14 protein-coding genes and 1 pseudogene are annotated in these 20,710 nt (G+C 75.7%); 4 read left to right on the forward strand and 11 right to left on the reverse strand.

What is annotated here, in order from left to right:
* The 11 genes and pseudogenes from ACI789_RS23365 to ACI789_RS23415 form a co-directional block, all read right to left on the reverse strand.
* Positions 1-253 (reverse strand): annotated as a pseudogene (locus ACI789_RS23365) (endonuclease); the annotation flags it as partial.
* A 463-nt stretch (positions 254-716) separates the two neighbouring features.
* Positions 717-1,502, reverse strand: coding sequence for an SGNH/GDSL hydrolase family protein (locus ACI789_RS23370; protein WP_457011937.1), 786 nt, complete (start codon positions 1,500-1,502; stop codon positions 717-719).
* A gap of 2 nt (positions 1,503-1,504) precedes the next feature.
* Entirely contained in the window at positions 1,505-3,739 is a 2,235-nt protein-coding gene (locus tag ACI789_RS23375; RefSeq protein ID WP_457011938.1) for a glycoside hydrolase family 3 C-terminal domain-containing protein, read from the reverse strand.
* Positions 3,736-5,220: a family 43 glycosylhydrolase gene (locus ACI789_RS23380; RefSeq protein WP_457011939.1), complete on the reverse strand. Its 1,485-nt coding sequence runs from the start codon at positions 5,218-5,220 to the stop codon at positions 3,736-3,738. Before ACI789_RS23380 ends, ACI789_RS23375 begins: the two co-directional genes overlap by 4 nt.
* A complete protein-coding gene (locus ACI789_RS23385; RefSeq protein WP_457011940.1) occupies positions 5,217-7,841 on the reverse strand; it encodes a family 78 glycoside hydrolase catalytic domain in 2,625 nt (874 codons plus the stop codon). Before ACI789_RS23385 ends, ACI789_RS23380 begins: the two co-directional genes overlap by 4 nt.
* Entirely contained in the window at positions 7,838-8,761 is a 924-nt protein-coding gene (locus ACI789_RS23390; RefSeq protein WP_457011942.1) for an alpha/beta hydrolase fold domain-containing protein, read from the reverse strand. The genes ACI789_RS23385 and ACI789_RS23390 overlap by 4 nt, the downstream gene beginning before the upstream one ends.
* Positions 8,758-11,400 carry a family 78 glycoside hydrolase catalytic domain gene (locus tag ACI789_RS23395; RefSeq protein WP_457011943.1) on the reverse strand — a complete coding sequence of 881 codons (2,643 nt, stop codon included), beginning with the start codon at positions 11,398-11,400 and terminating at the stop codon, positions 8,758-8,760. The genes ACI789_RS23390 and ACI789_RS23395 overlap by 4 nt, the downstream gene beginning before the upstream one ends.
* Entirely contained in the window at positions 11,397-12,497 is a 1,101-nt protein-coding gene (locus ACI789_RS23400; RefSeq protein WP_457011945.1) for an oligopeptide/dipeptide ABC transporter ATP-binding protein, read from the reverse strand. The genes ACI789_RS23395 and ACI789_RS23400 overlap by 4 nt, the downstream gene beginning before the upstream one ends.
* Positions 12,494-14,524 carry a dipeptide/oligopeptide/nickel ABC transporter permease/ATP-binding protein gene (locus ACI789_RS23405; protein ID WP_457011946.1) on the reverse strand — a complete coding sequence of 677 codons (2,031 nt, stop codon included), beginning with the start codon at positions 14,522-14,524 and terminating at the stop codon, positions 12,494-12,496. Before ACI789_RS23405 ends, ACI789_RS23400 begins: the two co-directional genes overlap by 4 nt.
* Entirely contained in the window at positions 14,521-15,462 is a 942-nt protein-coding gene (locus tag ACI789_RS23410) for an ABC transporter permease (RefSeq protein WP_457011947.1), read from the reverse strand. Before ACI789_RS23410 ends, ACI789_RS23405 begins: the two co-directional genes overlap by 4 nt.
* 163 nt (positions 15,463-15,625) lie before the next feature.
* Positions 15,626-17,218 (reverse strand): ABC transporter substrate-binding protein, encoded by a 1,593-nt coding sequence (locus ACI789_RS23415; RefSeq protein ID WP_457011948.1) that lies wholly within the window; start codon positions 17,216-17,218, stop codon positions 15,626-15,628.
* Positions 17,219-17,438: 220 nt separating this feature from the next.
* On the opposite strand from ACI789_RS23415, the gene ACI789_RS23420 reads away from it, so the two are divergent.
* From ACI789_RS23420 to ACI789_RS23435, 4 genes are all read left to right on the forward strand, one after another.
* On the forward strand, positions 17,439-18,218 hold the full coding sequence (locus ACI789_RS23420; protein ID WP_457011950.1) for an IclR family transcriptional regulator: 780 nt from the start codon (positions 17,439-17,441) through the stop codon (positions 18,216-18,218).
* Positions 18,219-18,308: 90 nt separating this feature from the next.
* Positions 18,309-18,875 (forward strand): quercetin 2,3-dioxygenase, encoded by a 567-nt coding sequence (locus ACI789_RS23425; protein WP_457011952.1) that lies wholly within the window; start codon positions 18,309-18,311, stop codon positions 18,873-18,875.
* A 69-nt stretch (positions 18,876-18,944) separates the two neighbouring features.
* Entirely contained in the window at positions 18,945-19,862 is a 918-nt protein-coding gene (locus tag ACI789_RS23430) for an alpha/beta hydrolase fold domain-containing protein (protein ID WP_457011954.1), read from the forward strand.
* The gene (locus ACI789_RS23435; protein WP_457011956.1) at positions 19,859-20,707 is read left to right on the forward strand and encodes a fumarylacetoacetate hydrolase family protein; all 849 of its coding nucleotides are present in this window, start codon (positions 19,859-19,861) and stop codon (positions 20,705-20,707) included. The genes ACI789_RS23430 and ACI789_RS23435 overlap by 4 nt, the downstream gene beginning before the upstream one ends.
* Positions 20,708-20,710: the final 3 nt, after the last annotated feature.

Below are 20,710 nucleotides of genomic sequence, written 5' to 3' on the forward strand. Positions count from 1 at the left end.
CGGCGCGGACCACCCGGCCGGCCTCGGCCACCGACAGGTGCCCGTGCCCGCGCAGCCACGACGCCATGCTCTTGAGCCCGTCGAACTCCGCCGCGCCGGTGCCCTCGCACTCGGCCACCGTGCGCGCGACCTCGGCGGCGAGCCGGTTCTGCGCGGCCAGCAGCCCGCGCAGCCGGACCAGCAGCGCCGGCCCGAACAACGGCGCCAGCTCCTCCCCGCCCAGGGCGTCGAGGGCTGCGGTCAGCTCGTCCACGACACCTCCCCAGCGGTTCGATCAAGTGTTCGAAGTCTACCGCCGCAAGGACCCCGCCGCAGAATGAATCCCCAGGTCAGACCGCTGTTCACAGATACCGCATGGGGCTTGACCGGTGCTCGACACGCCGCCGCAGCAGCACCACCGACAAGACCGGAAAGGGCACGCCGACCCGTCGAGCGCTACTCCTCGCTGGTGGCCGGCTTCCCGCGGCCGGTGCGGCGCCGGCCCAACCAGCGGATCAACCGCGGCAGCGCCAGCTCCAGGCCGGCGTCGTTCCCCGCGCTGGACTGCTGACCGAGGAAGTCCGCCCCGGGGGTGCGTCGCGGTGAGCCGTCCCCCAGGGACCGCGGTCGAGGGTGCCCATCCCCACTCCTGGGGTCAGGCCTGCGCTGCTCGCGCGCCCACTGTGCCGTACGCGTCGCGGTCCGTCGAGGAAGTCCGCCCCGGTGGCGGACGGGGGTCAGACGCGCCGCAGGTGGTCGGTCAGCAGGTCGGCGACGGCGCGCATCCCGGCGGCGTTCGGGTGGTACGGCACGACGCCGCCGGCCGCCACGTCGCCGAACTCCCAGCCGGTGACCCAGGGATCGGTCGAGCAGACCGAGTGGTCGCGGCTGGCCGCCGACGCGCGCACGAGGTCGGCGCCGGACGCCCGGGCGGCGGTCGCGGTGGCCGCCTCCAGCTGCTCGGCGATCCCGCGGCAGAGCGCGAGGTCGCCGTCGTCCATGGGCAGGGCCGGGCACCCGCCGCCGGACGGCGGCAGCACGGTGAGGTAGTCGACGAGCACCACGCGGGCGCGGGGCGCGCGCTCCCGCACCGCTCCCACGGCCGCGGTCAGCTCCACCGCCAGCCCGCCCAGCGCCCGCTCGACGGCGGCCCGGTCCACCGGCGCGCCGAAGAACGCCCGGGCCGAGGCGGGCGCGGCCGAGGGCGCCACCCGGTACGAGCAGCGCAGCATCGTCAGCAGGTACTCGACGTCGTTGCCGCCGGCGGTGACCGTGACCAGGTCGGCCCGCTCGTCGACGGCGTCGATCTGCGGCGGCACGGTGGCCCCGCCGAGGAGCACCTGCGGCGTCCGGACGACGGAGGCGAGGGTGGCACCCCCGCAGGAGACGTCCACGAGGTCCAGGCCGAGCCGCTCGGCGACCAGGTGCGGGTAGTTGGCGCCCGAGCGCCCGCAGCCGGGGTCCAGCACCGGCTCGATGCCCGGACCGGCCGCGAACGAGCTGCCCAGGGCCACGTAGCGCACGGTCAGCCCACCCGCGCCGCGGCGGCCCGCTCGAGCAGCCGGTCCAGCTCACCGGCCGGGATCGACGCCCCCAGGTCGGCGACGAACCGGCGCATCGGCATCGAGGCGACCATCCGCAGCATGCCGAGCCCGGCCTCGGTGGACGGCGGCGGCAGGTCCGGCAGCCACGCGGCGAAGCCCTCGACCAGCGCCGCCCCGACCACCGGGTGGGCCACCCACTCGCCGAGGGCGGAGTCGAGGGTGAGCACCGGGACGAGGTCGTCGCCGGCCAGCGTCAGGACCGCCTCGGCCACCACGTCGAGCGCGCTGGCCCCGACCTGCACCGCGTACTCGCCCGGCGCGACGACCCAGCCGCCCTCGCGCACGTCCCAGTAGGCGAACGCCCGGCGGTCCAGCTCGAGCCGCACGGTCCGGCTCTCCCCGGCCGCCAGCGCGACCTTGGTGAACGCGCGCAGCTCCCGCGCCGGACGGCGGACCGGCCCGGCCGTCGTCGCCACGTAGACCTGCACCAGGTGCTTGCCGGCGCGCCCGCCGGTGTTGGCCACCGTCACCGACACCGTGGCCGAGTCGTCGCCGGTGGCGACCACCTGCAGGTCCGTCGTCTCGACGGTCGTGTAGGTCAGCCCGTGCCCGAACGGGTAGCGCACCGGCCGGCCCAGCGTCGCGAACCCCCGGTAGCCGACCATCACCCCCTCCGCGTAGCGGACGTGTCCCTGCTCGCCGGGGAAGGCGAGGAAGCTCGGGACGTCCTCCAGCCGCAGCGGGATGGTCTCGGCGAGGTGCCCGGACGGGGCGACGACGCCGAACAGCAGGTCGGCCAGCGCGCCGCCGCCGGCCTGCCCGAGCAGGGCGCCGTCGAGGACCGCGTCGACGTCGTCGTGCCAGCCCTCCAGCGACACCACCCCGCCGTGGGAGAGCACGACGACGGTGCGCGGCGCCACCGCCGCGACCGCGCGGATCAGCTCCACCTGGACGGCGGGCAGGTCGAGGTGCTCGCGGTCGAAGCCCTCGCACTCCTCGGCCTCCCCCAGCCCGGCGAAGACGACGGCGACGTCGGCGGCGCGGGCCACCCCGACCGCCTCCTCGCGCAGCGCGGCGGCGTCCCCGGAGCCGTCGAGGGAGAAGCCGGGCGCGAACGCCACCGACGGCGCGAGCGCCCGCACCGCGTCGAGCGCGGCATCCACGCGGGTGGGGTCGACGTTCGAGCTGCCGCCGCCCTGGAAACGCGGGCTGCGGGCGAACTCGCCGACGACGGCGATCCGCGCCCCGGCCGACAGCGGCAGCGTCGCGTGCTCGTTGCGCAGCAGGACGGCGCACTCGGCGGCCAGCTCGCGGGCCAGCGCGTGGTGGGCGTCGGCATCGAAGCCCCCGGTCGGCTCGCCGGCGTAGCGGGCCAGGGCGGCGACTCGGCCCGCGCTCGCGTCGACGAACGCCTCGTCGAGCGCACCGGCGCGCACGGCCTCGACCACCCGCCGGTCGCCGGCACCGCGGTCACCGGGCATCTGCAGGTCCAGCCCCGCTGCGAGCGCGGCGACCCGGTCGTCGACCGCGCCCCAGTCGGAGACGACGACGCCCTCGAAGCCCCACTCGTCGCGGAGCACCTCGGTGAGCAGCTCCCGGTGCTGCGACGCGTAGACGCCGTTGACCTTGTTGTAGGCGCACATGACCGTCGCCGGCCGCGCCTCGGTCACGACCCGCTCGAAGGCCGGCAGGTAGATCTCGCGGAGGGTGCGCTCGTCGACGTCCGCACTGACCTGCATGCGGTCGGTCTCCTGGTTGTTGGCCGCGAAGTGCTTGACCGACGCGCCGACGCCCTCGGCCTCCTGGCCCCGCACGTGCGCCGCCCCGAGCACCCCGGCCAGCAGCGGGTCCTCGGAGTAGTACTCGAAGTTGCGCCCGCACAGCGGCGACCGCTTGATGTTCACCCCCGGCCCGAGGACGACGTGCACCCCGAGCGCCCGCGCCTCGCGGCCGACCGCCCGCCCGACGCGCTCGGCCACCGACGGGTCCCAGCTGGCGGCGACTGCGACCGCGGGCGGGAAGCAGGTGGCCGGGACGTTCGAGTGGATGCCCATCGTGGCGAAGTCGCCCTGCTGGCGGCGGACGCCGTGCGGCCCGTCGGTGAGCACCACCGACGGGGTGTCCCCGACCGGCTTCGTCGTCCAGAAGTCGCGGCCGGAGAGCAGCGCGGCCTTCTCCTCGAGCGGGAGCGCGTCGAGGGAGGGGTCGGACGTCACGGGACCTCCCGGGGGTCGTCGCTGCCGGCGTACGAGAACGAGCGCACCACCAGCTCGCCGCGGGCGCACCACAGACCGCCCAGCCGGCCGGTCATGCCGCCGGCGACCTCGGTCGAGACGTACCGGCCGTCCAGCCGGCTCAGCTCGGCGAACCCGCCGTCCTGGCCGACCAGCCCCGCCACCAGGACGTCGGGCGCCAGCGCGGTCGAGGAGAAGTGCCCCTCGCCGGGCAGCGTCCGGATCTCCAGCACGACCTCGCCCACGACGGCGGCCTCGCCCAGCACCGACCGCAGCGGGCCGACCTGGGCCACCGCCCGCACGCGGTCGCCGTCCACCTCCAGGTCGAGGTGGTGGCGGGCGTCGATGCGCAGCGACAGGCCGCCCGCGCCGTCCACCCGCACGGTCGCCCGGAACCGGGCGGACAGGTGCTCCTGCCGGCGGCCGGCGAAGGCGAGGTCCTCCGACGCGGGGTCCGGGTCACGGGCGGCCAGGCGCCACCCGCCCTCGACCGGCGTCAGCAGGTCGCCGGGGAACCGGCGCGGCGCCACCCACGAGACCGGCAGCACCGGTCCGGCCAGCTCCTCGACGCGCACCGGCTCGGCGGGCGGGGTCAGCCACCGGCCCAACCGCGGCCAGCCGTCGACCCACTCCACCTCGGCGGCGAACGTCTCCCGGCCGAGCACGTGGAACTCCGGGCTGGCGCCACGGGGCCGCACGCCGTGGAAGACGATCGCCCAGCTGCCGTCGGGCCGCTCGACCAGGTCGGCGTGCCCGGTGTTCTGCACCGGCGAGTCGGTGCCTCGCGCGGTCAGCAGCGGGTTGGCCGGGCACGGCTCCCACGGCCCGGACGGCGAGGGACCGCGGGCGACGGTGACCGCGTGCCCGCGCTCGGTGCCGCCCTCGGCGATGAGCAGGTACCAGAGGTCGCCCACCCGGTACAGGTGCGGGCCCTCGGGGAACTTGCCGCCGGTGCCCTGCCACAGCCGGCGCCGCTCGGTGAGCGCGACGCCGGTGGCCGGGTCCACCGCCTGCTGCACCAGCCCGGCCGGCCCGCCCGCGCCGAACCCGGCGTAGCTCACCAGCAGCGTGCCGTCGTCGTCCCAGGCGAGGTCGGGGTCGATGCCGCGCACGCCGGGCATCCGGACCGGGTCCGACCACTCCCCCAGCGGGTCCTCGGCGGAGCTGAGCAGCTGCCAGCCGCCGTCGGCGAGGTTGGTGGTGACCAGCCAGAACCGGCCGTCGTGCCAGCGCAGCGTGGGCGCGGTGATGCCGCCCGAGCCCGGCGCGGCCGACACGTCGAGCCGGTCCGGCCGGGCCAGCACGTGCCCGACCTGCTCCCACGCGACCAGGTCGGCCGAGCGGAACAGCGGGACGCCGGGGGCGTACTCGAAGCTCGAGTGCACCATCCAGTAGCTGTCCCCGACCCGGACGACGCTGGGGTCCGGGTGGAACCCGGGGACGACGGGACGGCGAGCGGTCACGAGTGGGCGTCGGGGTCGAAGAACAGCGCGGGCTTCCCCACCGGGCGCGGCTCGTCGATCTCGCAGGCGAAGGCGTGCCGGCCCGAGCCGACCTCCACCGGCGCGCTGCCGTCGGGCAGCACCACCTCGGCGGTCGTGTTCGCCGGCACGGTCACCTCGAGGGTGAACGCCGTCCCGCCGGTGAGCGTCCAGGACACCCCGGCGGTGCCGTACGGCGTCTCGTGGGTCGCGCCGGCCGAGGTGAGTCCGGGGCCGGGTCGGGGGGCGACCCGCAGCCGCCGGTAGCCCGGCGCGGCCGGGGCGAGTCCGGCGACCGTGCGGTGCAGCCAGTCGGCGACCGCGCCGAACGCGTAGTGGTTGAACGACGTCATGTCGCCGGGGTTGATCGTCCCGTCCGGGAGCATCGAGTCCCAGCGCTCCCAGATCGTCGTCGCCCCCATGGTCACGGCGTACAGCCACGACGGGCTCTCCCGCTGGAGCAGCAGCTCGTAGGCGGTGGCCAGCTCCCCGGCGTTGGTGAGCGCGTCACACACCAGCGGCGTCCCGAGGAAACCGCTGGCGATGTGGAAGCCGTCGCTGCGCACCTGCTCGGCGAGCAGCCGGCCGGCGTGCGCCCGCTGCGCCGGCTCCAGCAGGTCGAACTCCAGCGCCAGCGCGTACGCGGTCTGGGAGGGGAAGGCGACCCGCCCGGTCGGCGTCACGTACTCGGTCCGGAACCGCTCGGTGGCGCGCCGCGCCAGGTCGGCGAACCGGCTCCCGTCACGGCCGAGCACCTCCGCCGCCTGCGCGACGGTGCGCGCCGAGCGGGCGAGGTAGGCGGTGGCCACGCACTGCCAGGGGGTGCGGGCCGCGGCCGGGTTCTCCGGCGGCGCGCAGGTGTCGAGCCAGTCGCCGAAGGAGAAGCCGCCGCCCGGGAAGTCCAGGTCCGCTCCGGCGCGGGCGGTGAAGGCGTCGACCCAGGCCACCATCGAGTCCCACTGGTCGGCGAGCAGCCCGGCGTCCCCCGTGCGCTGGTGGAGCACCCACGGCACGACCACGGCCGCGTCGCCCCAGCCGGTCTCGGCCTGCTGCGGGAACGGCAGCAGCGGGAGGAACGGCACGTACATCGGCACCACCCCGCCGAGCTCGCGCTGCTCGGCGGCGAGGTCGGCCAGCCAGGAGCGCAGCATCCCGGTGGTGTCGTGGAGGAAGGACGCGGTCGGCGCGAACACCTGCAGGTCGCCGGTCCAGCCCAGCCGCTCGTCGCGCTGCGGGCAGTCGGTCGGCACGTCGAGGAAGTTGCCGCGCATCCCCCAGACGACGTTCTCGTGCAACCGCTCGACGTCGGGGTCGGAGCAGGTGAACGTGCCGGTGCGGCGCAGGTCGGTGTGGACGACGACCGCCTCGAGGTCCTCCGCGCACAGCTCGCCCGGCCAGCCGGTGACCTCGGCGTAGCGGAAGCCGTGGAAGGTGGACCGCGGCTCCCAGGTGCGCGGCCCGTTCCCGTCGAGGACGACGACGTCGGTGGCCCGCGCCGCGCGCAGCGGCCGGGTGCCCAGCTCGCCCTGCTCCAGCACCTCGGCGTGCCGCACGGTGATCTGCGTGCCGGCCGGGGCGTCGGGCAGCGAGAAGCGGATCCGGCCGACCAGGTTCTGCCCGAAGTCGACCAGCGTCCGCCCGGACGGCGACGTGGTGACCGCCTGCACGGGGAGAGTCTGCGTGCGGCGCACCGGCGGGCCGGTCGGCGCGACCAGCGTCACGGGGTCGAGGTCGGCGACCTCCACCGGCGTCCAGCCGGCGTCGTCGAACCCGGGCGCCGACCAGCCGGGCAGGTCGCGGCGGAAGTCGACCGTCTCGCCGGAGTACAGGCCGGAGCGGACGGTGGGCCCGTCGGTCGTCGAGCGCCAGGCGCCGTCGGTGGTCACCACGGTGCGCGTGCCGTCGGGGTGGTCGACCTCCAGCTGCAGGAACGCGCCGGTGCGCTCGCCGTACCAGGCGCGCCCGCCGGTGAAGCCCAGGGAGCCGGCGTACCAGCCCTCGGCCAGCGAGACCCCGATCGCGTTGGCGCCCTCGGCGACCAGCGCCGTCACGTCGTACGTGTGGTAGCGCAGCCGGTGCCGGTAGCTGGTCCAGCCGGGCGCCAGCACGAGGTCGCCGACGGCGGCCCCGTTGAGCTCGGCCTCGTAGACGCCCTGCGCCGTCGCGTACAGCCGGGCCCGGGTGACGGGCCGGTCGAGCCGGAACTCCCGGCGGAGCAGCGCGACCGCCTCCTCCCCGGCGTCCTCGGGCAGCACCGGCCGCACCAGCCGCGCCGTCCAGTCGGCCGGGTCGAGCAGTCCGGCCTCGACGCCGACGTCCTCGCTCCACGCCGAGGGCTCGGCGTCGCCGGCGCCCCACACGCGGGCGCGCACGGTGCGCCGCTCCCGGCTGGCCAGCGGCGGCGCGCCCCACGGCAGCAGCACCGACTCGGCGGAGTCGACGCGACCGGAGCACCAGTCGCCGATCTCCACCTCGTAGGCGGCCTGCCGCCAGTCGGGCAGGTCGGTGCGGACCACCCAGGACAGCCGCGGCGTCGTCTCGCCGATGCCGAGGGCCTCGCGGACGTGCTCGACGGTGACGGGGGCGACGGTCACGTCGCTCATGCCCGCACCTCCAGCAAGGCATCGGCGAGGAACCGGACGGAGCGCTCGACGATCGCGTCGACCTCGTCGGAGCCGAGCCAGATGTGCCCGGCGCCCTCCACGGGGACCAGCTCCACCGGCGCACCGGCCGCGGTCAGTGCGGCGGCCAGCTGCTCGCTCTGCGCGCAGGGCACCAGCCAGTCCTCGGTGCCGTGGACGAGCAGGAACGGGGGGGCGTCCGCAGTGACGTGGGTGATCGGGCTGGCGTCCGCGAGGGCCGCGCCCTCGAGCCCGCGGGTCAGCTGGTCCTCCGGCGGCACCTGCAGCTCCGGGGGCAGCTTGACGGCCACCTCGGGCGGCGGTGTCGCGCGCGGCATGGTGGCCAGGTCCGCGGGGCCGTACCAGTCGACGACGACGTCGACCGCGCTCGACGGGCCGACGACCCCGTGCGCGCCCTCCAGGTCGGGGCGGTGCGCGGTGAGCCCCAGCAGCGCGGCGATGTGGCCGCCGGCCGACTCCCCCCAGACGCCGATCCGCTCGGTGGAGATCCCCAGCTCGCGGGCGTGCGCCCGCAGGTAGCGGACCGCCGCCTTGGCGTCGTGCAGCTGGGCCGGGAAGGGCGCCTCGAGCGCGTGGCGGTAGTCGATCGTGGCCACGGCGAGGCCGGCGTCGACGAGCGCCTCGAACACCTGGTCCGGCCGCAGCGTCTCCGGCAGGTGCCGCCGGTCGCCGAACATGAAACCGCCGCCGTGGATCCAGACCACCAGCGGCGCCGGGTGCTCGGTCGCGGGAACCCACAGGTCCAGCTGCAGCGGCCGGTACCCGAACGCGACGGCGTAGGTCACGCCGACGTGGTGCAGGGAGCCGTCCGGCCGGCGGGCGGGCTCGGTCGGCGGGAGGAAGCGGGTGGGTCCGGCCCACTCGGTCGTCTCGGCCGTCATCGGGCGTCCTCCAGGGTGCTCGTGTAGGTGTGCTCGCCGGGTCCGGCGGTGGCCGTGGTGCCGTCGGGCAGGACGACGTCGGCGGTGGTCCCGGCGGGGACGACGACGCGCAGGGACAGCGCGCCGCCGGAGATCTGCCAGGCCGACTCGATCCGGCCGTACGGCGACTCGTGCGCGGCCTCGGCGGAGGTGAGGCCGCCGCCCGGCCGCGGGCGGACGCGGAAGCGCCGGTAGGCGGGCTCGACCAGGTCGATCCCGGCCGTGTACCGGTGCAGGAACGAGACGACCGCGCCCTTCGAGTAGTGGTTGAGCGACTCGTGCGGGACGCCGTCGGCGTCCACCCCGTTCCAGTGCTCCCACACCGTGGTCGCGCCGCGGTCGACCATGGTCAGCCACGACGGCTCGGTGTCCTGGAGCAGCAGCTCGTAGGCGACGTCGAGATGGCCGGCGTCGGCGAGGACCGGCAGCAGGTACGGCGTGGCGAGGAACCCGGTGCCCACGTGGGTGTCCGCCTCCCGGACCAGCTCGACGAGCCGCTCGGCGACGGCGGGCCGCGACGCCTGCGGGACCAGGTCGAACGCCAGTGCCCGGACGTGGGCGCCCTGGGTGTCGCGCAGCAGCCGGCCGTCGGTCAGGTACTCCGCCTGCCAGGCCGCGCGGACGTCGTCGGCGAGCTCGCCGTACCGCGCGGCGTCGTCGTCCTGGCCGAGCAGGCGGGCGGTGCGCGCCATCAGCCCGGCGCTGTGCGCGAAGTAGGCGGTGGCCACGTCCCCCTCGTCCGCGGCGACGAACGCGGCGAAGTCGCCGACGACGCTGCCCGGCTCCAGCCACTCGCCCCAGTGGAAGCCGGTGTCCCACAGGTACCGCTCGTGCGCGGCCGGCTGCGGCCGGCGCGCCGCGCGCTCGGGGTGGCGCTGCTCGCGGGCCATCCGCTCGGTGCGCGCCAGCCAGGCCACCATCGTCGGCCACAGCTCCTCGAGCACCTGCACGTCGCCGTAGGCCCGGTACAGCTCCCACGGCACGATCACCGCCGCGTCGCCCCAGCCGGCCGAGCCGTTCAGCTGCGCGATCGGGCTGGTCCGGCCCTCGGCCCGCGCGGTGGGGCTGATGCCGGAGACCGTGCCGTCGGGCCACTGGTCGGCGGCGACGTCGCGCAGCCACTTGGTCGAGAAGCCGGCGACGTCGTAGAGGAACGCGGCGGTGGGCACGTAGAGCTGCCAGTCGCCGGTCCAGCCGGCCCGCTCCCGGTGCGGGCAGTCGGTGGGGATGTCGCAGGCGTTGTCGCGCAGGCTCCACACGGCGGCCTCGTGCAGGCGGGTCAGCCGGGCGTCGCTGCAGGAGAACCAGCCGGTGCGGCGCAGGTCGGTGTGCACGACGACCCCGCGGACGTCGTCCGGGGTCAGGTCGCGCGGGGAGCCCTCGACGCGCACGTACCGGAAGCCGTGCGTCGTCCGGCGCGGCTCGAACGCCTCGCCGGGGACCCCGGCGGAGACGACGACGTCGACCTGGCCGGCCGGCAGCGGCTCCGGGAGGAACGGCACCGCGGGGCGCAGGTGCTCGGTGGTGACGTCGCCGTCGGGGCCGAGCCACTCGCCGTGGGTGAGGGTGACCGTCGTGCCGGCCGGCCCGAGGTCGGCCAGCCGCACCCAGCCGTTGACGTTCTGCCCGAGGTCGACGACCTGGGCGCCGCTGGGCAGCCGGGTCACCGACACCGGCACGAGCTCCTCCACCCGGCGCACCGGCGGTGCCGGGGAGTCGACCAGCCCGGCGTAGCCGTGCCCGACGACGGCGACCGCGGCCCAGCCGGCGTCGTCGAACCCCGGGGCGTCCCAGCCGCGCGGCAGGCGGCGGAGGTCCCACCGCTCCCCCGCGACGAGGTCGGCGGCGACCACGTGCCCGGTCGCGCTGCGCCACCCCGGCCCGGTGCCGACCACCGTCGTCGAGCCGTCGTCGTGGGTCAGCTGCAGCTGCGCGAGGAACGCCAGCCGGTCGCCCCACTGGTCGGCGGCGCGGGTGATGCCGATCTGGCCGCGGAACCAGCCGTCGGCGAGCAGCACGGCCAGGGCGTTGCGGCCCGGGCGCACCTGCGCGGTGACGTCGTGGGTCTGCACCTGGAGGCGGGCGTCGTACTGGGTGAAGCCCGGCGTCAGCTCGGCGTCGCCGACCCGCGCGGTGCCGAGGAACGCCTCGTAGAGGCCCTGGGCGGTGGCGTGCAGCCGGGCGGCGGCCACCGGCCGGTCGACGTCGAACTCCAGGCGGAGCAGCGCCGCGGGCCGCTCGCCCGGCGCCCCGGCCGGCTGCTCCCCGGGCTCGATCCACTCGGCCCGCCAGTCCTCGGGCCACAGCAGCCCGGTCTCGAACCAGGCCGGGTCCGACACCGGGCTCTCGCCGAGGTCGGTGCGGACCTGCACCCGCCACTCCACCCGCTGCGCCGAGTCCAGCGGCGGGCCGGCGTAGGGCACCAGCAGGCTCTGCTCGCTGTCGACCCAGCCGGAGTCCCAGCCGTTGTCCGCGGTGACCCGGTGGGCGGTCTGGGCGCGGGCGCCGTCGGGCAGCCGCCAGGACAGCCGCGGGGCCGTCGTCCGGATGCCGAGCGCCTCGTCGAGGTGCTCGACCCGGAGGGAGTGCGGTGCGGTCACAGCGCCGGGACGCGCTCGGCGTGGTGGCAGGCGGTCGCGCTGTGTCCCATGGGCCCACTCCACGCCCCGGTCCGCTCCTCGCTCGTTCCTCGCTGCGATGCTCCCGGGGCTGTCGTCGGGCCGTCGCCCACCAGCCGCAGCGGCGGCCGCTGCTGCACGCAGAGCTCGGTGGACAGCGGGCAGCGTGGCACGAACGGGCACCCGGTCGGCGCGGCCTGCGCGGCGCCGGCGGTGCCGAAGCCGGCGGCCTCGCGGGCCGCGCGACGGGCGGCCTGCTCGGCCGGGCGCGGCACCGGCGCGGCCGCGGTCAGCGCGACCGTGTACGGGTGCCGCGGGGTCCGGGCCACCGCGTCGGCCGATCCGGTCTCCATCACCTGACCGCGGTACAGCACGACGGTGCGCTGGGAGAGGAACCGCACCACCCCGAGGTCGTGCGCGATGAACAGGAAGGCCAGTCCCCGCTGGTCGCGCAGGTCGGCGAGGAGGTTGAGCACCTGCGCCTGGGTCGAGAGGTCCAGCGCCGACACCGGCTCGTCCAGGACGACGACCTTCGGGTCGCACACCAGCGCCCGGGCGATCGCGATGCGCTGGCGCTGCCCGCCGGAGAACTGCGCCGGGTAGCGGTCGGCGGCGTCCGCGGGCAGGCCGACCGACTCCAGCCCCGCCCGCGTCCTGGCCAGCGCCTCGGCACCCGGGACGCCCATCAGCCGCAGCGGCTCCACCAGCGTCTGGCCGATGGTGCGGGCCGGGTTGAGCGAGGAGTAGGGGTCCTGGAACACCACCCGGAGATCGGCCACCTGCCGGCTGCGCTGCTTGAGCGACATCGAGGTGATGTCCCTCCCGTGCAGCCTCACCGTCCCCGCGGTCGGCGGCTGGAGGCCGAGGACGGCCTTGCCGATCGTCGACTTGCCCGAGCCGGACTCCCCGACCAGGCCGAGGGTCTCGCCCGGGGCGATGTCGAAGCTGACGCCGTCCACGGCCGGCGGGGCGTTGCGCGCCGTGCGCCCGCGGCCGTAGCGGACGACGAGGTCCCGGACCTCGAGCGCGGGAGCCGGCCGGACGGGCGGCGCGGCGGGAGCTGCGGCGGGGGCGGTCATCGGGACACTCCAGCGGTCGGGCTCGAGGCGGGCAGGGCGGACCGGGTGGGCACGGCGGGCACGGGGAGGGTCTCGCCGCCGACCGGCTCGGCCTCCCAGGTGGCGCGCGCCCGGGCCAGCTCCTCGGCTCGGATGCACAGCACCGACCCGGACCCGTGCGCGGGCAGCGCCGGGAAGCGCGCGGTGCACTCCTCCGCGGCGAACCGGCAGCGGCCGGCGAACCGGCAGCCGGTCGGCCACGAGCCGGGGGGCGGGACGGTGCCGGCGATCGACGCCAGCCGGGTGGGCACCGGCTCCCCGTCGGGCACGTGCGGGTTGGCCGCGAGCAGCGCCATCGTGTACGGGTGGGCGGCCTCGTCCAGCACGGAGGCGGCGGTGCCGGACTCGACGACCGCGCCGGCGTACATCACCGCGACGTCGTCGCAGATGTCGGCGACCACGCCCAGGTCGTGGCTGACGATCACGACCGACAGGCCGGTGTCGCGGACCAGCGCCCGCAGCAGGCTGAGGATCTCCGCCTGCACCGTGACGTCGAGCGCGGTGGTGGGCTCGTCGGCGATGAGCAGGTCCGGCTCGCCGGTCAGCGCCAGCGCGATGCAGACCCGCTGGGCCATGCCGCCGGACAGCTGGTGCGGATGGCTCTCGAGCACCCGCTCGGCGTCGACGATGCCGACGTCGCGCAGCAGGCCGGCGGCGATCCGGCGGGCCTCGCCCCGGCCGACGCCGCGGAACCGCCGGATCGGCCGGGTCAGCTGGTAGGCGATGGAGAACATCGGGTCCAGCGCCACCATGGGCTCCTGGGAGATCATCGCGATCTCCCGGCCGCGGATCGCGGTGAGCTCCTGCTCCGACAGCCCGGCCAGGTCCCGGCCCTGCCACAGGATCGAGCCGCCGGAGACCGAGACGCCGTCGGGCAGCAGACCCATCAGCGACCGGGCGGTCATCGTCTTCCCGCAGCCGGACTCGCCGACCAGGCCGAGCACGGTGCCGGGCCGCAGCGCGAACGAGATCCCGCTGACCAGCTGCGGGCCGTCGTCCACGGAGATGCTCAGGTCGCGGGCCTCCAGCACGTTCGCCGGATCGGCCGGGACGGCGGCCGCCGTCGTCCCCCGGACCGGCGTCGCTGGCCGCCTCGCCGGGGCCTCGACCCCGGCCGCCTTGCCGGCGATCGCGTCGGCCAGCTCGTTGGCCGCCACCACGGTCAGGGCCAGCACCAGGCCGGTCGGGACCAGCAGCCAGGGCGCGTCGTACACGTGCCCGGACGCGTCCTGGATCATGATCCCCCAGCTGGGCTGGGGTTCGGCCGGCCCGAAGCCGAGGAACGCCAGGCCGGACTGGATGAGGATCGCGATGCCGAACAGCTGGGCGGCCTGCACCGCGATGACGGTGGCCATCGCCGGCAGGACGTGGACGACGTTGACGCGCAGCGACCCCAGGCCGTTGACCCGCGCGGCGTCGACGTAGAGGCGCCGGCGCACGGACTGCGCGACGCCGAGCAGGATCCGGTAGACGGCGGCCGAGATCAGCACGCCGAGGATGGCCATGACCAGGTAGGTCTTCACGCCGACGACACCGATGACGGCCAGCAGGATGATCGTGCTCGGCAGGGCCAGCAGGATCTCCGTGCTGCGGCTGATCACCTGCTCGACCCGGCGGCCGCGCTCGGCGGCGATCAGCGCCAGCGGGATGCCGATGCCGAAGGCGACCAGCACGGTCACCGCGGAGGCCAGCAGCGGCTGGGCGCCGGCGGTGAAGATCCGGGAGAGCAGGTCGCGGCCCAGCGGGTCGGTGCCCAGCCAGTGCGCACCCGAGGGGAGCGCCAGCCGGTTGGCGAGGTCCTGCTCGTCCACGTCGTAGGGCCGCCACAGCGGGGCGGTGAAGGAGAGGACGACGACCAGCAGCAGCCACGCGGCGCTGAGCCAGCCGCCCGGCCGGCGCAGGGAGGCGGGCAGTCCCCGGCGGCGCTGGGCCGGCGGAACCGGCTCGGTCGAGACGTCGTCGGCGGCGTCGAGCGGGAGGACGCTCATGCGGTACGCACCTTCGGGTCCAGGGCCGCGACCACCAGGTCGAGCAGCAGGTTGGTGAGGACGACGACCACGGTCGCGACGATGACGACGCCGATCAGGGCCGGGAAGTCGTGCGCGGACACCGCGGCCTGGCTCGCCTGGCCGAGGCCGGGCAGCGCAAACAGGTTCTCGATGATGACCGAGCCGCCGAACAGGGCGATGAACTGGATGCCCAGCACGGAGACGACCGGCAGGCTCGCGAAGCGCAGGGCGTGCACGTAGCGGATCCGCCAGGCCGGCGTGCCCAGGGCGCGCAGGGTGCGGATGTGCTCCTGCCGCAACGCGTCCCGCATGCCCGCGTTGGCGGTGCGGGCGACGATCGCCGCCCCGCCGACGGTCAGGGTGAGGACCGGCAGCAGCAGGCTCTGGAACCAGCCGGCCGGGTCGTCGGCGAACCCGACGTACCCGGTGGCCGGCAGCAGTCCCGTCTGGATCGACAGGACGTAGACCAGCAGGATGCCCACCCAGAACGCCGGCAGGCTCAGCGCCACCCCGCTGCTGGAGGTGATGAACCGGCTGAACCGGCCGCCGCGGACGGCCGCGGTGACGCCGAGGACGACGCCCACGACGCCGGACAGGATCGTGGCGAACAGCGCGATGAACCCGGTGACCGGCAGACGGGCGGCCAGGTCGCCGGCGATGTCCCGGCTGTCGATGATCGAGGTGCCCAGGTCGCCGCGGACCAGGCCGCCCAGGTAGTCGGCGAACTGGGTGACCAGCGGGCGGTCCCAGCCGAGCTCGGCGTTCTTCGCCGCGATCTCGGCCGGGGTGGCCCCCGGCCCGAGCACGATCGCGCCGGGGCTGCCGTCCGTGGCGTGCACCAGCAGGAAGCTGATCAGCACGGCGGCGAGGACGGTGACCACCGCCAGGGCCAGCCGGCGTGCGACGTACGCGAGCATGTCGGTTCCTCGTCTCCGGGGGTGTCAGGAGACCGGGCCGGGGGGGGGGGGGGGGGGGGGGGGGGGGGGGGGGGGGGGGGGGGCGGGGGGGGGGGGGGGGGGGGGGGGGGGGGGGGGGGGGGGTGGGGTGCGCCCCCCCCCCGGCTCGGTCAGGGGAGGGTGCTCAGCTGGCGGAGGAGATGCTGGTCAGGTCCAGCCGCCCGCTGGTGCCGGCGAACGAGGGCTCGGCGATCTTGTCGGCGTTGTAGCCCAGGTACAGGAAGTCCTCGTAGACCGGGATGTACCAGCCCTGCTCGCTGATCGCGTGGTTGAGCTGGGTGAGCGCGGTCTCCTGCTCGGCGCCGGTCGAGCCGAGCGCGGCGCCCAGGTTGGACTCGATCGCCGGCTCGCTGGCCTTCTGCAGGTTCATGAACCCGCCGACCAGCACGCCCGCGGCGAAGCCGGCCGGGTTGCTGCCGATGGCGAAGGGGCCGAAGAGCAGCGGCTGGGTGGTCGCCGCGGCGAAGACCGCGTCGGTGGAGGTGGCGGTGACCCAGTTGACCGTCACGCCGATCTCCTGCCACTGCTGCTGGATGGCGATCTGGTCCTCGGTCGGCTGACCGAGCACCGTCAGGTCCATGGAGAACCCGTCCGGGTAGCCGGCGTCGGCGAGCAGCTGCTTGGCCTTGGCCGGGTCGTAGGCGAACTCCTCGTCGATCGCCGGGTCGAAGCCGGTGGCGCTCTCCGGGAACATCTGCGCGGTCGCCCGGGCACCCGGGTGCAGGTCGCTCACCAGCGACTCGCGGTCGATGGCGTAGGACAGCGCCTGCCGCACCTCGACCTTCGCGAACGCCGGGTTCGTGGTGCCGAGCTTGTCGACCACGGGCCAGCCGACGATCGTGCCGCCGCTCTTCACGATGTCGCGCTTGGACCCGACCAGGTCGATGGTGCTCGAGTCGAGCTGCAGGGCCACGTCGGCCTGACCGGAGACCACCGCGTTGGCCAGCGCCTGGTCGTCGGTGATGACCTTGAAGACGATGGTGTCGAAGGAGAACGCGTCGGCGTTCCACGCCTCGTCGTTCTTCTCCACCGTGTACGAGCTGCCGCGGGTGGTCCCCTGCTCCGCGAGCGTGTAGGGGCCGGACCCGTCCGGGGCGGTGGCGAGCGAGTCGGGGTCGGCGACCGCGTCGGCGCCGACGATCGTGCCGAGGTGGTCGACCAGGTTCTTGTCCGGTGAGGCCTGCGGGGCGGCCCAGGTGATGACCACGGTCCGCGGGTCCGGGGCGGCCACGTCGGTGATCTCGGTGCTGCCGCCGGCCGCGAAGGTGTTGTACGCGGCGAGATCGGGGTCGCTGCGGCGGTCGAGGTTGGCCTTGACCAGCGTCGAGTCCAGCGTCGACCCGTCGGTGAAGGTGACCCCGTCGGCGAGCGTGAGGGTGGTCTGCAGGTTGTCCGGGCTGGTGGTGAAGCCGGTCGCCAGGCTCGGGGTGATCGTGCCGTCGGCCGCGGTGACGAACAGCGAGTCGTACATGCTGCTGAAGAACTCGAACTGACGCTGGCCGTACAGCAGCGGGTCGTAGCCGTTGGGCGCGGCGTCGGCGTCGAAGGCGATCGTCACGGTGTCCGCGGCGCTCTGGCTGGCGCCCCCGCCGCCGGACCCGCCGCCGCAGGCCGCCAGCGAGGTGGTGGTGGCCGCGGCGAGCGCCACGGCGCCGAGACGGACGGCGGTCCGCCGGCCGGTGCCGCGGGGGGTCCGCGGCAGCGTGAATCGATTCATCGTGTCCTGGCTCCTCAGCCTCGTTCGCGCGAGGGGTCGTGGACGGCCGACCGGCGGCCGTGCGGGCGGCTGCGCCCGGCTGGTCGGCAACGATGCGGTGGGGGTCACAGCGCCGTCAGGCACAATGCCGCTCAATGGCAAACGAGTGTGGTCCGCGCCTCAACCGTTACGAACGGACGTCCTCCCGGTGACCGAAGCCCCTCCCCCTCCCCCGCCCCGCGTGCGCGGGCACCGCCCGCCCCAGGGCGACCCGGTCGTCGACCGGGCACTGTCGCTGCTGGCCGCGTTCGACGCCGGCCACCGGTCCCTCTCGCTCGGCGAGCTGAGCCGGCGCAGCGGCATCCCGACCAGCTCGGCGCTGCGGCTGGCGACCCGGCTGCAGGCCTGGGGCGCGCTCGAGCGGGGCGCCGACGGCCGGTTCACCATCGGCCTGCGGCTGTGGGAGGTGGCCTCCCTGGCCCCGCGCGGGCAGGGGCTCAAGCAGGTGGCGCTGCCGTTCATGGGCGACCTCGAGGAGGTGACCCGCCAGCACGTGCTGCTCGCCGTCCGGGACGGCGAGCAGGGGCTGCTGGTCGAGCGGCTCTCCGCGCACCTGGCGATGCAGGTGCTCTACCGGGTCGGCGGCCGGCTCCCGCTGCACTCCACCGGGGTGGGCCTGGTGCTGCTGGCCTTCGCCGACACGGCGGTGCAGGAGGAGTACCTGGCCCGGCCGCTGGTGCACGAGCCGGAGCGGGTGCCGGTGTCCCCGGCGGCCCTGCGCCGGAGCCTCGCCGACATCCGGCGGGACGGCGTGGCCACGCTGCGCCGTCGGGTCCCCCAGCCGCTGGTGACCGTGGCCGCGCCCGTCTTCGGCGCCGACGACCGGATCGCGGCGTCGCTGTCCGTGGTGGTGCCGCAGGAGCACGCCGAGCCCCGGCTGCTCGCCCCCGCCGTGCGCACCGCGGCCCGCTCGATCTCCCGCAGCCTGGGTGCCCGTCGCTCGATCGGGGCACCGGCGTGAAGGCGTGCCGCTCAATGGCAGGCCGCTGGGGCCGGTGACCGGCGTCACCGATGCTCGGACGGTCACCGCCGACCCGACCCGGGAGCACGCATGAGCTTCGAGTACCTGATCGACCCCGCGAAGGGCCCGCAGTGGAAGGGCGTGCTGCCCGGCAAGCCGCAGCCCTACGTGCTCAAGCGCGGCGAGGGCGAGCACTCGATGCTCTTCACCGACCTGTTCACCGTGCTGCTCTCCGGCGACGAGACCCAGGGCCAGTTCGGCGTCATCGTCAGCGAGTCGCCGGCCGGGGACGTCATCCCGACGCACTCGCACAACGAGACCCACGAGACGTTCTACGTGCTCGAGGGCAAGGTGCGGCTGTTCTTCGAGGACGCCGAGGGCACCAAGACCACCAAGCTGCTGACCGCGGGCGACTTCGGCTACGTCCCGGCGGGCTTCGCGCACGCGTACCAGATCGAGGAGGCCGCCCGGATGATGGGCGTCCTCTCCGGCGGGTTCGAGCGGTTCTTCCAGCACATGGGCACCGCGACCGACGCCGCCACCGCGCAGCAGCCGCCGTTCATCCCGGACTTCCCGCGGATGCAGGCCGCCGCCCAGCAGCACAACATGCAGTTCATGCCGGAGTACCGCTGGGACGACGCCCGCCGGGACTCCTGAGCCGCTCCCGTCCCGCCACCGCCGGGCGCGGTCCCTCGGGACCGCGCCCGGCTCCGTGAGGAGTCCGCCGTGCCCACCCCCGCCCTGCCCCTCCCGCCGCCCGCGCACGAGGCGCCGCTCCCGCGCCCGGTGCCCGGCCCCGGCGGCACCCGGGTGCTGACCGGCGTCCCGTACGCGGCGATCCCCGGGATCCGGCCGCTGGAGCTGGACCTGTACCTGCCGGCCGGCGACGGCCCGGCGCCGGTGGTCGTCTTCCTGCACGGCGGCGGCTGGCGGCTGGGCAGCCGCCGCTCGGCCGGCCCCGCCTTCCCCGGCCCGTCGCTGTTCCAGGAGGTCGCGCAGGCCGGCATCGCCGTGGCCAGCGTCGACTACCGCCTGTCCGGCGAGGCGGTGTGGCCGGCCCAGCTGTCCGACGCGAAGGCCGCCGTCCGCTGGTTGCGCGCCCGCGCCGGCGAGCTCGGCATCGACGCCGACCGGGTCGCCGCCTGGGGCGAGTCCGCGGGCGGCCACCTGGCCGCGCTGCTCGGGCTGGTCACCGACCCGGCGCTCGAGGGGGACGTCGGCGTGACCGGCCCGTCGTCCGCGGTCGCCGCCGTCGCGGCCTGGTACGCGCCCAGCGACGTCGCCGCGGTCGCCGCCGACACCGGCGCCGACCCGGCCGACGCGAGCACCCGCGAGGCCCAGCTGCTCGGCGCGCCCCCGGCCGCGGTGCCCGACCGCGCCGCGCAGGCCAGCCCGGTCACGCACGTCTCCCCCGCCGCGCCGCCGTTCCTGCTGCTGCACGGCACCGCCGACCGCTTCGTCCCCTGCGTGCAGAGCGAGCGGCTGGCCGCGGCGCTGCAGGACGCGGGCGCGCACGTCACGCTGTCCACCTCCCCCGGCGCGGACCACATGTGGCTCGGCGCCCCCGACGCCGCCCGGGACGCGCTCGACCGCACACTCGCGTTCCTGCGGAGCCACCTGACGAACGAGAGGAACCAGTCATGAGGATCGTGGGCATCCGCCGGGACGGCGGCCGGGTCGAGGTCGCGGCGCTCTCCGACGACGGCGCGCAGGTGACCGTGGTGGCGCCGTTGGAGGAGTTCTGGGCCGACACGGCCGGCTTCCTCTCCCGCGAGCCGGCCGGGGAGACGCTGGCCGTCGCCGACGTCGAGCGGGTGCCGCCGGTGCTGCCCGGCGCCCGCGTGGTCTGCATCGGGCTGAACTACCTCAAGCACGTCGCCGAGGGCTCCTTCGCCGGCCAGGACCTCCCGCCCTACCCGACGCTGTTCGCCCGGTGGACCGCCTCGCTGACCGTGGACGGCGCGCCGGTGCCGGTGCCCTCCGACGAGGACGGCCTGGACTGGGAGGGCGAGGTCGTCGCCTACGTGGGCTCGACCCTGGTCGACGCCACCCCGGACGAGGCGCTGGCCGCCGTCGTCGGCTACTCCACCTTCAACGACCTCACCTCGCGGCGGGCGCAGAAGCTCACCAGCCAGTGGATCCTGGGCAAGAACGGCGACAACTCCGGCCCGCTGGGCCCGCTGGTGCCGGCGGCCGAGGTCGGCGACCTGCGCGAGGGCCTGCGGGTGCAGACCCGGGTCAACGGTGAGACCGTGCAGGACGGCCGCACCGACGAGATGGTCTACACCGTCGGGGACACCCTCGCGCTGATCTCCCGGACGTTCACCCTGCGCCCGGGCGACCTGCTGGCCACCGGCACCCCGTCCGGCGTCGGCTACGCCCGCGACCCGCAGTGGCTGCTGCAGCCCGGCGACGTCGTCGAGGTCGAGGTCGAGCGACTGGGCGTGCTGCGCAACCCGATCGTCGGCAACGACACCCGGAAGGGCTGAGCC

The sequence above is a fragment of the Geodermatophilus sp. SYSU D00965 genome, assembly GCF_054050075.1.